This window comes from Microbacterium sp. CH12i, assembly GCF_000685355.1.
Taxonomy (GTDB): domain Bacteria; phylum Actinomycetota; class Actinomycetes; order Actinomycetales; family Microbacteriaceae; genus Microbacterium.
Map to the genome: position 1 here is coordinate 193,076 of NZ_JHET01000003.1, position 14,613 is coordinate 207,688.

The window sequence follows — 14,613 nt, forward strand, 5'->3', positions numbered from 1 at the left end:
GATCTGCTGACGAATATGAGAAATAAGTCAGCAAATCGGGACGGACTCAGCGAATCGGGGCGTTCGCGGCAGACCAGTATCAGCCGGCGTGCGTCATGCTCAGCAGGTCGAGCTTCTCGTCGAGCTGCTCGATGGTCAGCTCGCCGCGCTCGACGTAGCCGAGGGCGATGACGGATTCACGCACGGTGATGCCTTCAGCGACAGCGTGCTTCGCGATCTTCGAGGCAGCCTCGTAGCCGATGAGCTTGTTCAGCGGCGTCACGATCGACGGCGACATACCGGCAAACGCTGCGGCACGCTCGAGGTTCGCCTCGAGGCCGTCGATCGTCTTGTCGGCGAGCACGCGTGACGCGTTAGCCAGCAGACGGATCGACTCGAGCAATGCGGTGCCCATCACCGGGATGGCGACGTTGAGCTCGAACGATCCACTCGCGCCCGCCCACGCCACGGTCGCATCGTTGCCGATGACACGGGCGCAGACCATGAGCACGGCCTCCGGAACGACCGGGTTCACCTTGCCGGGCATGATCGACGACCCGGGCTGCAGGTCGGGAATGTGCAATTCGCCGAGACCCGTGTTGGGGCCGGAGCCCATCCAGCGCAGGTCGTTGTTGATCTTGGTCAGCGAGACGGCAATGGTGCGAAGCGCTCCGGATGCTTCGACCAGACCGTCGCGGTTCGCCTGAGCTTCGAAGTGATCCTTGGCCTCGGTGATCGGCAGTTCAGTCTCTTCAGCGAGTAACGCGATGACCTTCTGCGGGAAGCCAAGCGGGGTGTTGATGCCGGTGCCCACCGCGGTGCCGCCGAGGGGAACCTCAGCGACGCGGGGGAGCGCCGACTGCACGCGCTCAATGCCCAGACGGATCTGACGGGCGTAGCCGCCGAATTCCTGGCCGAGGGTCACGGGCGTCGCGTCCATGAGGTGCGTGCGGCCGGATTTGACGGCATCCTTCCACAGCTCCTTCTTCACCTCGAGGGACACCGCGAGGTGGTCAAGCGAGGGGATGAGCGTGTCGATGAGCGCCTGGGTCACGGCGATGTGCACCGACGTCGGGAACACATCATTCGACGACTGCGAGGCATTCACGTGGTCGTTCGGGTGCACCGGCGAGCCGAGGATGCCGGTCGCCAGAGTCGCGAGCACCTCGTTCATGTTCATGTTCGACGAGGTGCCGGAGCCGGTCTGGTAGGTGTCGACGGGGAATTCGCCGTCGTGTGCGCCAGAGGCGACCAGGTCAGCAGCCTGAGCGATCGCATCCGCAATCGCTCCATCAAGGGTGCCGAGCTCCTTGTTCGCGAGGGCTGCGGCCTTCTTGATGCGTGCAAGGGCGGCGATCTGCGTCGATTCCAGTCCCTTGCCCGAGATCGGGAAGTTCTCTACAGCGCGCTGCGTCTGCGCTCCATAGAGCGCGTTCACGGGCACGCGAACTTCGCCCATGGTGTCGTGCTCGATGCGGTACTCGATATCAGTCACTTCGATCCCTCCTGGGTTGTGGGGACATCGTCGATCCCCGTGTTGTCGATTCCGACGGTGATGGCGGGCACAGCCGTGCCCTCGGCAAGACGGTAATTCGCGCCCACGATGCCCAGGCGTCCCTCAGCGACGGCCTCGCTGATCAGCTCGGAAGACTGCAGCAGGTTGGCGACCGTGTTGCGCAAGTGTTCGCGTCCGACGAGTTCGGCGTCGATGTCGGCGGGCGAGGTGCCGCCGGTCTCTGCCAGAACCTTGCGGGCGGCGGGGATGATCGGAGCGATCAGCTTCCAGATGTGCGGCGGAAGCGGGGCAGCATCAATCGCGGTGCCGGCGATCGCGGCAGCCACAGCGCCGCATTCGTCGTGCGCGAGCACCACGATGAGTGGAACCTTGAGGATCTCGACGGCGTACTCGAGACTGCCGACGATCGACTCGCCGATGACCTGACCGGCGTTGCGCACCACGAACAGGTCGCCCAAGCCTTTGTCGAAGATGATCTCAGCAGCCAGGCGCGAGTCGGAGCAACCGAAGAGCGTTGCCACCGGATGCTGCTGATGGGCAAGGTCGTTGCGACGCTCGACATCCTGATTCGGATGTCGCGGCTCACCCGTAACGAATCGACGGTTACCGGCCAGCATTTCCTGCCAGGCGGCTGTCGGGGTGAGCGTTGTCATTTGGCCTCCGCGATAGCTTCGATCTGTGGGCTGAGAGCCTCTGCCAGCTCAGCCGTGGAATCGGCCGAACGCGAGCCGTACAGGAGGATGTAATCGGTGCCGGCCTGAGTGCCCAGCGCGTATGAGATGTTGTCTTGTGCTGAGTCGGACAGCTTGTAGACGTCCCAGTCGCGACCGTCGATCTGCGTGGTGCCGGTGGCGGCGCTGCCGTTGAGCAGTTGCGGTGCCCAGGCTGCGTCAGCGTCGAAGGCCTGAGCGACGCGGATGAAGCCGCGTTCGTCTTCGGCGGATGGTGCGAGAGTGATGTTCCAAACGACCGTGGCGCCGCCATCCAATGCCGCGGCGTTCACACGCCAGAAGTCATCGAGCTCCGGGACAAGCACGGGGCGGTCGAGGTTCGATTCGACGTCCTGCGCGATGCCGACCATGTCGACGGTCGGCTCGGATGCCCGTTCTCCGCGTGGCACGGCGAAGATGACGATGGCGACCACTGCCACCGTAATGATCAGCGCGGCGATGAGGTTTCGAAACGTCTGGCTCGCACGGTAGTTCTTGCTGAACTCGGCCTTGCGGGCGGCTGTCTCCTCTGGCGTCTCAGGACGACCGAGCTCGGCGACGATGGGAGCGTTCTTGCTCACGAATCGTCCTCATCGGATGCCGCGGCGCGAGCCTCATCGAGGCGGCGCTTCGCGCCGAGTAGCCACTCCTCGCAGCGTGCCGCGAGAGCTTCACCGCGTTCCCAGAGCGCGAGCGAGTGCTCAAGCGTCGGAGAGCCCTGCTCGAGTTCGGCGACAACCTGCACGAGTTCATCGCGAGCGGCCTCGAACGACAGGGTCTCAATCGGGGAGACGTTCGGCGCAGTCACGCCTTCCATCCTACGGCCCTGCGTACGCTCACTCAGCCTCGGTGATCTCGCCTTCGGAACGCGCTGCGATCGACCCTCGGTCGACCGTGATGGTGAGGGTGCTGCCTACTGGGGCATCCGCGGCATCCCGAAGAATCACGCCACCATCCAGATGCGCGATCGCGTAGCCCCTGGCCAGGGTCGCGGCCGGTGACAGCGCGCGCAGCGAGGCGCGCAGTTCGCTGGTCTTGCGAGCGGCGACATCGAACCGGCGGGTGATCGTGTCGCGACCACGCGAGACCAGTAACCACACCTCTTGTGCGCGCTCGTCGATGATCGGGTCGGGCGAGCGCAGTACCGGGCGGGTGCGCAGCTGTTCGAGCTGGGCGATGTCGTTCCTGATGCGCTGGGTGAGGCGCGTGGTGACGCGGGCGCGCAGCTGTGCGATCAGAGCGCGCTGCTCTCCGACATCGGGCACGACGCGTTTTGCAGCATCCGTCGGCGTCGAGGCACGAAGGTCCGCCACGTCGTCGAGAAGCGGATGGTCGTTCTCGTGGCCGATCGCCGAGACGATGGGCGTGGATGCTGCGGCCGCTGCTCGCACGAGTCGTTCGTCGCTGAACCCCAGCAGTGTCTGGGGGTCTCCGCCGCCGCGGGCGATGATGATGACGTCGACGTCGGGATCGGCATCCAACGCAGCGAGCGCGGCCAACGTCTCAGGTACGCAGCGTTCGCCCTGCACAGCGACGTGCTCGGTGCGGAAGCGCACCTGGGGCCAGCGCAGCTCGGCGTTGCGGTGCACGTCTTTCTCTGCATCCGACCTCTCACCGGTGATGAGACCGATGACGTGGGGGAGGAAGGGCAGTGGCTTCTTTCGGGCAGAGTCGAACAATCCTTCCTGGCGCAGCTGTGCGCGCAGCTTCTCGAGACGCTCAAGCTGGTCGCCGAGTCCGACATGCTTCATCGATGAGACGGTGAAGCTGAAATCGCCAGCTTTGACGAAGTAGTCCGCCTTCACAGCGGCGACCACATGATCACCGATATTGAGGTCGGCGGGGATGCGTCCGCGCACGCTCGACCAGATGCGGATCGAGATCTGCGCGTCGGATTTGGTGTCTTTGAGTCGGCCGAACACGTTGCCGGAGCGCACATTCCATGAGGTGATCTCACCCTCGACCCATACGACGTTCCAGCGGGCGATGAAGTCGCGGATCGTCCCGTTCAGGCGGGCGACGGAGGTCGGGGTATCCGCCGTCGAGTCGCGGGGAGCAACGGCATCCGCTGGCGGAGCTTCGCCGTCCGTGGAAGATGCCTCAAAGACCGTCATCGTGCCCTTTCCTGCTTATGCGTCTGAATGCTCATCCAGGCCCGTCGAGGGCTTTCACCGGTAGAATCAAAGCGTGAGCCAGGCCACCGTACATCTTCCCATTCCTCGCATCCCTCGTTCGCGAGCGAAGCGGCTTCAGGATAACCCGGTGGACGGACGCAAGCGCGTGCTGCTCGCCGCTCCCCGCGGCTATTGCGCGGGCGTTGACCGTGCCGTTGTGGCCGTCGAGAAGGCCCTTGAGCGCTACGGCGCCCCGGTCTATGTGCGCAAGCAAATCGTGCACAACATCCACGTCGTCACCGAGCTTGAAGAGAAGGGCGCGATCTTCGTCGAGGAGGTCGACGAGGTCCCCGAGGGCGCCCACATCGTGTTCAGCGCACATGGTGTGTCACCGGCAGTTGTGAGCGCAGCATCCGATCGAGGACTGCACGCGATTGACGCGACCTGCCCGCTGGTGACAAAGGTGCACCGCGAGGCGGTGCGGTTCGCACGCGATGACTTCGAAATTCTCCTCATCGGCCATGAAGGCCACGAAGAAGTCGAGGGCACAGCCGGTCACGCGCCAGAGCGAGTGACCATCGTGAACTCTCCTGACGAAGCAGACACCGTCGTGGTCAAGGACCCGTCGAAGGTCGTATGGCTATCGCAGACCACGCTCTCGGTTGACGAGACGATGGAGACAGTGAATCGGCTGCGCGCGCGCTTCCCCGAACTGCACAATCCGCCGTCGGATGACATTTGCTACGCCACGCAGAACCGTCAGGTCGCGATCAAGAAGGTCGCTCGAGATGCTGACCTCGTGATCGTCGTCGGTTCGTCGAACTCGTCGAACAGTGTGCGACTCGTCGAAGTGGCTCTGGAGTACGGAGCCAAGGCGGCGTACCGTGTCGACTACGCCGAAGAAGTCAAGCAGGAATGGCTCGACGGCGTCGCCACCGTGGGAGTGACGAGCGGAGCATCCGTACCGGAGGTTCTCGTCCACGAAGTCCTCGAGGCGCTGAGCGCTGCCGGATACGGTGACGTAGAAGAGGTTCGCACCGCCGAGGAGGATCTGATGTTCTCGCTTCCCAAGGAACTGCGTCACGACGCCGCAGGCAACCGCGATGCCCGTGCCCTCGGTGGACGCGCAACGGATTCCGATACCTCGACGTGAACACCCAGGAGTCGGAACCCACGTTGATTGGATCTGTTCAGCGCGCGTTACGGCTTGTTGACATCGTTGCCAACGCGCCCCGTCCGATTCCGACGAAAAATGTTGGCTTCTGCCACCGGGCTCACGGCTGGCACCACGTACAACCTCGTTCGCACTCTCGTCCACGAGGGGTATCTTGCCGCCGAGCCAGACGGAGTGGTGCTCGGCAAGCGATTCCCCTCATTTCAAGGTCAGATCAGTGCGCGCGGCGTGTTTCTCGCCAGAGTTCGTGCGGCGTTGCGTGAAGTCACAGACGAGGTGGGTGCGACCGCGTATCTTTCGCGATTCGATGACGGTGAGGTTCATCTCGTTGACATCGTGGATGCCACGCACAATCCGCGCGTCGAGCTCTGGGTCGGTCTGCACTCCAGCGCTCACGCCACTGCGCTCGGAAAGCAGATCCTTGCGAACCTTGATGAAGGCGGCCGGCTCGACTATCTCTCGCGGCATCGTCTCGAAGAGCTGACGCCGAAGACGATCAGTGATCGCCGCACGCTGCTGACCCAGCTGGAGCATTCGCCAAGGTGGGTGGTCGATGATGAGGAGTACTCGGTTGGCAGCACCTGTGTCGCCGTTCCTGTCATCGCGCCAAACCTGACGGCGTCGTTGGCGATCTCGCTACCCGCCGATCGCGCAATTGTCGATGGTGAACTCGTTCACAAGCTTCAGCGCGCCGCGCGGCGACTTTCGCTACAGCTGGGTGCGGATGCCATGGAGGCCGGTGACGCCGGACGCGGCCCTGGTGACGAGTTCACTATCTGAACAAATAGGGATCGCGCTAACCTTGACGGTTGTCTACTCTGATGTTGTAGGCATCCGTTTCACGGTGCTACAGGTGAAAGTAGACGTCCCCAGCGTCATTTCATCTTTTCGGCATGAGCGTCCCCAGCGCTCGATGTCAGCGGCCCCGAGGAGTCCCCACTTCTCCGGGGCCGCCGCCGTTTCTGCACGCTGTGTGGGTTGTTCAAAGGCATCACGGTTAGCATGGCGGAATGACCGATCAACGGCCCCAATACGGCGAATATGCGACTCCGGAGGAGCAGCGTCGTCTGGCAGGGCTCCCGCCGCTTGAGGCCGCGACTTCAGTGACGCCGATGGATGCTTCGCCTGCAGCGCCCCAGCGGGTGCAGGCCGCGACGCCTCCTGCCGCAAAACCGCGTCGGGCCGACCGGATTATCACGATCGCCCTGCTCGCCTACGGCCTGGTCAACGTCATCATGACTGGGATGTCATATCTCGATCTGCCCACGGTGATGAATCAGAGCATGAAGATTCTCGGCATCCCGGGGGAGTTCACGAACTTTGCCCAGGGCAAGCTCTGGGGCACGATCGCTGCGGTGCTGCTGGTGATCGGTTGGGTTATCACCACCTGGCTCTCCGTCAGGCGGTTGCGCAAAGCAAAGCTCACCTGGTGGGTTCCGCTCGTCGGTGCTGCGGTGACCATGGTGGTCGTGTCGATCTGCATCATGATTCCGATGATGAGCGATCCGGCGTTTATAGCGTATGTCGGCTCCGCAGGAGGATGATGAACACCCCACGCGTACTCGCCGTCTGTACGGTGCATCAGGCCTAAGGTGCCCGGTTGCCAGCAAACACGGATGCCCTGACCGCACTGGCCAGGGCATCCGTCGTTCTTGATTCGAGTATCAGCTCTTGGACTTGCCGTATGAGCCGAGCTGGCGGGTCGACTCGATGACACGAGCGGCCATCGCGGACTCGGCGACCTTGCCCCATGCGCGGGGGTCGTACAGCTTCTTGTTTCCGACCTCGCCGTCGACCTTCAGCACACCCTCGTAGTTGCTGAGCATGTAGCCCGCGACCGCACGCGTGAAGGCGTACTGGGTATCGGTGTCGATGTTCATCTTGATGACGCCGTTGGCGACCGCCGTCGCGATCTCCTGGTCGGTCGAGCCGCTGCCGCCGTGGAACACGAGGTCAAGCGGGTTAGGACCGGTGCCGAACTTGGCGGCGATGCCTTCCTGGATCTCGCCCAGCAGTTCGGGGCGCAGCTTCACACCGCCCGGCTTGTACACGCCGTGCACGTTGCCGAAGGTGAGTGCTGCGATGTAGCGACCCTGCTCGCCGAGGCCAAGCGCCTCGACAGCCTGAGTCACGTCGCTGATCGTCGTGTAGAGAGCGTCGTTCGAGCCCTCGTGCTGCACACCGTCTTCCTCGCCACCGACGACGCCGATTTCGACCTCGAGGATGGCGTTGATCGCGCGCATGCGGGGGAGGAGATCCTTGGCGATCTCGATGTTCTCGGCAAGCGGCACCGCCGAGCCATCCCACATGTGGGACTGGAAGATCGGGTTGCGACCGGCCTTGACCTCTTCTTCAGAGGCGGCAATCAGCGGCTCGACGAATCCGGCGAGGGCATCTTTCGGGCAGTGGTCAGTGTGCAGCGCAACCGTGACCGGGTAGTTCTTGGCGACCTCGGTGGCGTAGCGAGCGAAGGCGAGTGCGCCGGTGGCGCGAGCCTTCACGGTGTGGCCGGCGAAGTAGTCGGCACCGCCCGTGGTCACCTGGATGATGCCGTCAGAGCCAGCCTCGGTCAGGCCCTGGAGCACGGAGTTGATGGTCTGCGAGCTGGAGACGTTGAACGCGGGATACGCGAAGCCACCAGCCTTCGCGCGGTCGAGCATTTCTGCGTACTGATCCGGAGTGGCGACGGGCATGAAAACTCCTGCGATAGATGAAGCCGGGACACTGCTCACTCTATCGCTGGCGTCGAGCGGATGCCGTGGCCAGAGGCGTCTTGGACATCGCAGTCTTCGCTGTCGTTAAGAAAACCGATTCCTTCGTCTGAATTCGCCCGAAACACTGGCTGTTTCACGCGATGGCGTGGATATGCTGGCCCAATGGTGAGTCTGACGGCTGATATGAGCCCCCTGCGTCCCGATCGTAATCTCGCACTGGAACTGGTGCGTGCGACCGAAGCAGCGTCGATCCGTGCGGTGCCATTTATCGGTCGAGGTGACAAAGAGGCTGCAGATGGTGCAGCCGTTGACGCGATGCGCGCCTTCCTCGGAACAGTGAACTTCCAGGGTCGTGTCGTCATCGGCGAGGGCGAGAAGGACAACGCCCCGATGCTTTTCAACGGCGAAGTCGTCGGTTCGGGCCGCGGGCCTGAGTGCGACATCGCGGTCGACCCGATCGATGGCACATCGTTGACTGCGGCAGGCCGCCAGAATGCCCTTTCGGTGATCGCCGTCTCCGATCGAGGCACGATGCTTGATGCATCCACCGTCTTCTACATGGACAAGCTCGTCACCGGCCCCGCCGGCGTCGGCATCGTCGATATTCGTCTGCCCGTCGGTGAAAACATTCGCCTGCTGTCGAAGGCGCTCGGAAAGCCGGTCGATGAGATTGTCGTTTCCGTGTTGAACCGTCCGCGCCACGAACGCCTCATCGAGGAGATTCGCGAAGCCGGTGCTGGCACCCGCCTGATGAGCGACGGTGACGTCGCTGGCGGCATCAACGCAGCCCGCCATGGCGCGCGCACCGACATGTGTGTCGGTGTCGGCGGCAGCCCCGAGGGCATCGTCACGGCCTGCGCGATCAAGGCGCTCGGCGGACACATCCAGGGGCGGCTGTGGCCACGGGATGATGACGAGCGTCAGCGTGGCATCGACGCGGGGCTCACGATGGACTACGTGTATGAGGCCAACGAACTTGTGAAGGGCGACAACACGCTTTTCGTCGCAACAGGCGTGACCGACGGCCAGCTGGTTGCCGGAGTTCGTCGCGACGGCAACTACGTCTACACGGAGTCTGTGGTGCTGCGTGGAGCCTCCGGAACCCTTCGTCGCATCGCTTCGGAGCACCTCGTCTCGAAGTGGCTCTAACGCGCATCGTTACCGAGCCGGTACGGCTCTGAGTCTCGCTCCTCCAACCTTTCTCAGGCATTGCTGGCACAATGGTGCCTGGATTCGTCGCCATCAAAGCATTTTTACGATGGCATCCAGGAGGGTGAGAGATGACCACGGAGCAGACGCGTAGCGGCGGTAAGCCACTGCCGACGAACATGGTCACCACCAACACTGGCCGCATCCTGCGGATCGCACCAGAAGACGAGGCCGCTCGGATTGCTGCCGCTGCAGCCGCAACTACCGTGCCTGCGCACATCGACCCGGCACGCCGTCCAGATGTATTCTTCCGCGTTCGCCGTGACGAGGGCCATGAGCTCAGCTCGTGGTGGATGATCGGCGCGTTCGTTGCCACTTCTGGCGTCGTAATCGCCTTGCTCAGCTGGGTGCCGAACGGCGCCTAACGTTCGTCTAGCCGCTCGCGCACCGCGCCAAGATCGGCTTGCACTCCTGCGGTCAGCTCTTCGTCGATGGCCAGGTCGTTGACCAGTTCAGGCGCTGTGAACTTGCGCGCCGACGCGGTGATTACCGGAGGCCCGTCATCGAGTGCTGATGCGTCGATGCCGGGGAACTGACGAGCAGTGACTAGCACTCGACTCTCCAGCGAACCCGCGAACCGGTTGTAGCTGTCGACGGTGCGCTCCAGGGCGCGGCGTAGATCGTCGGCATGCCCGGCCATGGTGCCGATCCGCTCGAACAGTTGTGTGCCGAGTTTCAGCAGTGTGCGTGCCTCGGTCGAGACCTCATGTTGCGTCCACGTGAACGCCACCGTCTTCAATACCGCCCAGAGGTTCACCGGCGAGGCAAGCGCTACACCCTTCCCGAAGGAATAGTCGAGCAGCGTGGGGTCTTCATCGATCGCTGCGGCGAGCAGCGACTCGCTCGGCAGGAAACAGATCACGAACTCAGGGCTCGCATCTAGCCCCGACCAGTACGCCTTCTTCGCGAGTGCGTCGACGTGCGCCCGCACCGCCTTGACGTGCTTCTGCATGTATTGACGGCGCTCGGCCTCTTGCGCGCCGCCGCCGGTGAGAGCGCTGGCTTCGAGGTACGCGTCGAGCGGCACCTTTGCGTCGACCGCGATCGAGGTGCCGCCAGCGAGCCGGATCACCATATCGGGGCGCCCCTGACCGCGATCGGAGGAGATCGTGGACTGCAGGTCGAAGTCGACATGCCGGGTGAGACCAGACGCTTCGACGACCCTTCGCAGTTGTGCCTCGCCCCACACACCTCGGGTGGAAGTTGATCGCAACGCGCCCGCGAGCGACTCGGTCGTCGCGCGCAGCGCCTCGTCGGATTCTTGCGCGCGGCGCAACTGCTCGGCCAGCGAGCCGAACTGAGCATGTCGCTCTTGCTCGAGGGTGGTCACCTTGTTCTGCATCTGCTGCAGCGACTCGCGCACCGGCGCAAGCGCCGTCAGCACGGCGTTCTGTTGCTGCACGCGCTGCGCCTCAGCGTGTTGCTCTATCCGCGCGTGCTCGACGGCATCGCGATACAGGTCGTACTGCCGATCTCGATCGTCGCGTGCTGCCGCGAGCTCGGCCTGTGCACGTGCGAGTTCAGTAGCGGCGTGTGTGCGTTCGTTCGCTGCGCGGGCGGAACACGCGAACCAGCCCACGGCGATTCCTACCGCGAGGGCGGCGGCGGTGAGAAGAACGATCAGCCAAGCATCCATACCGCCATGATGCCGAGGGTGTCTGACATTGGTGGGATGCCGCTCCGATCAACGGTTCGCGTACTCGTCGACAATGGCGCGCATCTCATTGAGGGCGAACTGATCTGCGATCGCTGCAGCAGACAGGCCACCGGCATCCGGATCGGCACCAGCCTCGAGAAGCATGCGCAGCAGCGTCTCGTTCTTACGGAACACCGCACACGAGATCGCGGTCTGTCCGTTGGCGTTCACGGCATCCAGATCGGCGCCGCGTCGCACCAGATCAGCGACGGTGCTCTCTTGCTCGGCGTAGGTCGCCACGATCAGCACAGTGTCATTGCGCGGGTTTCGCACATCGATCGGCACACCGGCGTCGATCATCTCGCCGAGTGGGCCGGTGCGACCCTGGCGAGCCAGATCGAAGGTGCCCTCAATGACCTCAAGGCTGACGGGGGAGTCGTCGGGGATCGTCATGCTCCTATTGTGGCGCGAGAGGGGCGTGTGGCGCGAGAGCGGCACGGATGCATCGCTGCTCAGGCGGCGCGTTCTTCCACGAGAACACGTGAATCGGCGACGCGCGGCTCCGTTACCCGGATGCCGAGGCTCTCGGCCAGCGCGTCGACATCTGCGGCATTGGCCCGGCGGGCGGCATCGATGACGATCTGGGCGCAGGCGCGAGCGTCCGCCAGCGCATCATGGTGCGAGAACTCCGCGAATCCGGCAGCCTCAGCCGCCTTCGGCAGGCGGTACGACTCGAGTTCGTACGTCTGTCGGGCAACCTGCAAGCTGCACAGCGAGCGGTACGGTGGGCACTCCGCGCCGGTAACTTCGGCAGCGGTGCGGAGAACCTTGAGGTCGAAACCCGCGTTGTGAGCGACGAGAACATCGGCGCCGGCGAAGCCGCACAGTCGGTCGAACTGTTCAGCCCAGGTGGCGGCATTCACGACATCCGTCGACCGGATGCCATGGATCTTGGTGTTCCACTCTTGGAACTCGTCGTGCCCTGCCGGCGGACGAATCAGCCAGCCAGCCGTGGCGACGACCTGGCCATCGCGGACGCGGACGAGTCCGACGGAACAAGCAGAGGCGGCGCTGGAGTTCGCCGTCTCGAAGTCGATTGCGGTGAAGTCCAAAGGCACGATTCCACCCTCTCCTCGGATAGGTCGGGTCTGTCGCAGGCTCGCCGTAGGCTGGCGTCATGAGCGACGCAAAGGCGACTTCTTTCGGGGCTGCGGCCGACAGTTACGAGGCGGCACGGCCGGAATATCCCTTTGAAGCTGTCGCGTGGATGCTCGAGAAAATGCCGCACGCGTCACGTCGGATCGCCGACGTCGGCGCTGGCACGGGAAAGCTCACGCGCGTGCTTGCGGAGAGCCCGGATGCTGAGGTCATCGCGATCGATCCTGACCCGATGATGCTCGCTAAGTTGCGTGAAAGCGTTCCGGGCGTCCCCACATTCAACGGCACGGCCGAACAGCTGCCGCTTCCCGCTGGGAGTCTCGACGCGGTGGTCCTGGGGCAGGCTTGGCACTGGGTCGATCCGGTCCGAGCGTCCGCGGAGATCGGCCGGGTCGTGCGCGCCGGGGGAACGCTCGGTTTGATCTGGAACTCGCGCGATGCGCGCACGGAGTGGGTGCGTCGGCTCACCGAGATCATGCACGCGAGCGCCGCGGAAGAGATGTTGGCTGCGTCTGGACCCACGGTCTGTCACCCGTTCGGTGAGCTGGAAGAGCAGGAGTGGGAGTGGGTGCGTCCTATCACTCGTGCGCAGCTGCATCAGATGGCAGCGTCGCGCAGCTATGTCATCACAGCATCCGATGACGAGAAGGCGCGCATCCGCGCGGGCATGGACGCTCTGTTCGACGAGCTCGGTCTCGATGCCGGGGGCACGATTGACCTGCCGTACATAACGCGCGCCTTCCGCGCCGTGCGGGGCTGACGCGGCGACTACCGTACTCGGCGGTGGGGCATGTCCGAGAAGTTGCGGGTCCCGGATGGCTGAGACCGCATCTTGTGGGACACGCCACGGGAGCGGGGACGCGCCCGGCATCGCCGGTCTGCTCGCGGCCAGCGCAATAGCACCCAGCATCCGCCCCGGTAGACTCTTACCCCGTGGCTCTAACTATCGGAATCGTCGGCCTGCCCAACGTCGGCAAGTCCACCCTCTTCAACGCACTCACCAAGAATGACGTGCTCGCAGCGAACTACCCGTTCGCGACGATCGAGCCGAACGTGGGTGTCGTCAACCTGCCTGACTCGCGACTGCGCGTGCTGGCGGACATCTTCGGCAGCGAGCGCATTCTGCCCGCCGCGGTGTCGTTCGTCGACATCGCCGGGATCGTGCGCGGTGCGAGTGAGGGCGAGGGGCTTGGCAATAAGTTCCTTGCGACCATCCGTGAAGCGGATGCCATCGCACAGGTCGTCCGTGGTTTCGACGACAGTGACGTCGTGCACGTCGACGGCGCCATCAACCCGAAGAATGACCTCGAGACGATCAACGCCGAGCTGATGCTCGCCGATCTGCAGACCCTCGAGAAGGCGATCGTGCGTATCGAAAAGGAAGTGCGAGGCAAGAAGACCGAGCCGATCGTTCTAGAGACGGCGAAGCAGGCGCAGGATGCCCTCGAGCGCGGCATCTTGCTGTCAACGAGTGGCATCGACATCGCGCCGATCCGTGAGCTCGGACTGCTGACCGCCAAGCCCGTCATCTTTGTCTTCAACGTCGACGAGGGCGTGCTGACGGATGCTGCGCGCAAGGCGGCACTCGCCGAACTCGTCGCGCCGGCACATGCGATCTTCCTCGACGCGAAGATCGAGTCAGAGCTCATCGATCTCGACCCCGAAGACGCTGCGGAGCTGCTCGCGTCGACCGGCCAGGACGAGTCGGGTCTCGACCAGCTCGCTCGCATTGGTTTCGACACTCTGGGGCTGCAAACGTATCTGACTGCTGGTCCCAAGGAGGCTCGCGCCTGGACGATCCCGAAGGGTTCGAAGGCTCCGCAGGCGGCTGGCGTCATCCACACTGACTTTGAGAAGGGCTTCATCAAAGCTGAAGTCATCTCTTTCGAAGACCTCGTCGCGACCGGATCTGTCGCCGAAGCTCGCTCGAAGGGCAAGGCGCGGCTCGAGGGCAAGGAATATGTCATGCAGGATGGCGACGTGGTGGAGTTCCGCTTCAACGTGTAGTCGCTTGCCCTTCTCCGTGCTTCTTGTGATGCTCTCTTATCGCGCCGATTATCGGCGGCCCGGAAGCCATGGGTCAGAGGCGATGTTCGTGAGCTCGCTGTGGGTCCAAGGCGCGGCGGTTGGCGGAACACGTTCAGCCAGGACACGCCGGTGAGTTCCTGACTTTCGCGATGGATGTTGCGTCGCGCCGGATCGCTGTGATTCGGGAGACGTTCAAGGCTCGCGCACCGACCGTGAGCTGAGGCGTCATCACGACGAGCGCGCCGTTGGGGTGCGCGTTCCCAGCGTGGGTGGGGAGTGCTTCGATATGCCGGCGGACCCGTTCTGGCCAGGATAGACTCCTGCCCAGCGCGGAATTTTTTGCACCCAGTTTGCCGTTGGCTTTACATATATGCA

General features: G+C 63.8%; 16 protein-coding genes. 7 read left to right on the top strand and 9 right to left on the bottom strand.

From position 1 onward, the window contains the following. Positions 1–79: 79 nt before the first annotated feature. The 5 genes from DC31_RS04025 to xseA are packed head-to-tail and all read right to left on the bottom strand — an operon-like array spanning position 80 to position 4,319. Positions 80–1,474, bottom strand: a complete 1,395-nt coding sequence (locus DC31_RS04025; RefSeq protein WP_036277254.1) for a class II fumarate hydratase — start codon at positions 1,472–1,474, stop codon at positions 80–82. Beyond that, positions 1,471–2,148 (bottom strand): carbonic anhydrase, encoded by a 678-nt coding sequence (locus DC31_RS04030; RefSeq protein WP_036277255.1) that lies wholly within the window; start codon positions 2,146–2,148, stop codon positions 1,471–1,473. The genes DC31_RS04025 and DC31_RS04030 overlap by 4 nt, the downstream gene beginning before the upstream one ends. Beyond that, a complete protein-coding gene (locus tag DC31_RS04035) occupies positions 2,145–2,786 on the bottom strand; it encodes a DUF4245 family protein (protein ID WP_036277257.1) in 642 nt (213 codons plus the stop codon). Before DC31_RS04035 ends, DC31_RS04030 begins: the two co-directional genes overlap by 4 nt. After that, entirely contained in the window at positions 2,783–3,022 is a 240-nt protein-coding gene (locus DC31_RS04040; RefSeq protein WP_036277258.1) for an exodeoxyribonuclease VII small subunit, read from the bottom strand. Before DC31_RS04040 ends, DC31_RS04035 begins: the two co-directional genes overlap by 4 nt. 19 nt (positions 3,023–3,041) lie before the next feature. Beyond that, positions 3,042–4,319, bottom strand: a complete 1,278-nt coding sequence (xseA, locus tag DC31_RS04045) for an exodeoxyribonuclease VII large subunit (RefSeq protein WP_036277259.1) — start codon at positions 4,317–4,319, stop codon at positions 3,042–3,044. Between the two features lie 100 nt (positions 4,320–4,419). Here xseA and DC31_RS04050 point away from each other — a divergent pair, with 100 nt between their 5' ends. The 3 genes from DC31_RS04050 (at position 4,420) to DC31_RS04060 (ending at position 7,037) form a co-directional block, all read left to right on the top strand. After that, a complete protein-coding gene (locus DC31_RS04050; protein ID WP_200872864.1) occupies positions 4,420–5,472 on the top strand; it encodes a 4-hydroxy-3-methylbut-2-enyl diphosphate reductase in 1,053 nt (350 codons plus the stop codon). 99 nt (positions 5,473–5,571) lie between these two features. Then, positions 5,572–6,273, top strand: coding sequence for an IclR family transcriptional regulator (locus DC31_RS04055; protein WP_235201330.1), 702 nt, complete (start codon positions 5,572–5,574; stop codon positions 6,271–6,273). Between the two features lie 230 nt (positions 6,274–6,503). Continuing rightward, positions 6,504–7,037: a DUF6264 family protein gene (locus DC31_RS04060; protein ID WP_036277264.1), complete on the top strand. Its 534-nt coding sequence runs from the start codon at positions 6,504–6,506 to the stop codon at positions 7,035–7,037. A gap of 120 nt (positions 7,038–7,157) precedes the next feature. Here the strand turns inward: DC31_RS04060 and fbaA are convergent, their stop codons facing one another. Then, complete coding sequence (gene fbaA, locus DC31_RS04065; RefSeq protein ID WP_036277266.1) at positions 7,158–8,186, bottom strand: class II fructose-bisphosphate aldolase; 1,029 nt, start codon at positions 8,184–8,186, stop codon at positions 7,158–7,160. Positions 8,187–8,369: 183 nt separating this feature from the next. On the opposite strand from fbaA, the gene glpX reads away from it, so the two are divergent. Together glpX and DC31_RS18045 are read left to right on the top strand one after the other, a co-directional pair. Continuing rightward, entirely contained in the window at positions 8,370–9,356 is a 987-nt protein-coding gene (gene glpX, locus DC31_RS04070; RefSeq protein ID WP_036277267.1) for a class II fructose-bisphosphatase, read from the top strand. A 131-nt stretch (positions 9,357–9,487) separates the two neighbouring features. Beyond that, on the top strand, positions 9,488–9,781 hold the full coding sequence (locus tag DC31_RS18045) for a hypothetical protein (RefSeq protein WP_036277269.1): 294 nt from the start codon (positions 9,488–9,490) through the stop codon (positions 9,779–9,781). Here DC31_RS18045 and DC31_RS04080 read toward each other — a convergent pair. From DC31_RS04080 to DC31_RS04090, 3 genes are read right to left on the bottom strand one after another with little or no spacing between them, the layout of a single operon-like run. Further along, positions 9,778–11,052, bottom strand: a complete 1,275-nt coding sequence (locus DC31_RS04080) for a DNA recombination protein RmuC (RefSeq protein ID WP_036277277.1) — start codon at positions 11,050–11,052, stop codon at positions 9,778–9,780. The genes DC31_RS18045 and DC31_RS04080 overlap by 4 nt on opposite strands. A 48-nt stretch (positions 11,053–11,100) precedes the next feature. Continuing rightward, a complete protein-coding gene (locus DC31_RS04085) occupies positions 11,101–11,505 on the bottom strand; it encodes an ankyrin repeat domain-containing protein (protein WP_036277279.1) in 405 nt (134 codons plus the stop codon). A 59-nt stretch (positions 11,506–11,564) separates the two neighbouring features. Continuing rightward, positions 11,565–12,170, bottom strand: coding sequence for an exonuclease domain-containing protein (locus tag DC31_RS04090; RefSeq protein ID WP_036277281.1), 606 nt, complete (start codon positions 12,168–12,170; stop codon positions 11,565–11,567). A 59-nt stretch (positions 12,171–12,229) separates the two neighbouring features. On the opposite strand from DC31_RS04090, the gene DC31_RS04095 reads away from it, so the two are divergent. Then, the gene (locus tag DC31_RS04095; RefSeq protein ID WP_036277286.1) at positions 12,230–12,970 is read left to right on the top strand and encodes a class I SAM-dependent methyltransferase; all 741 of its coding nucleotides are present in this window, start codon (positions 12,230–12,232) and stop codon (positions 12,968–12,970) included. A gap of 173 nt (positions 12,971–13,143) precedes the next feature. Continuing rightward, positions 13,144–14,217: a redox-regulated ATPase YchF gene (gene ychF / locus DC31_RS04100; RefSeq protein ID WP_036277288.1), complete on the top strand. Its 1,074-nt coding sequence runs from the start codon at positions 13,144–13,146 to the stop codon at positions 14,215–14,217. Positions 14,218–14,613 lie beyond the last annotated feature (396 nt).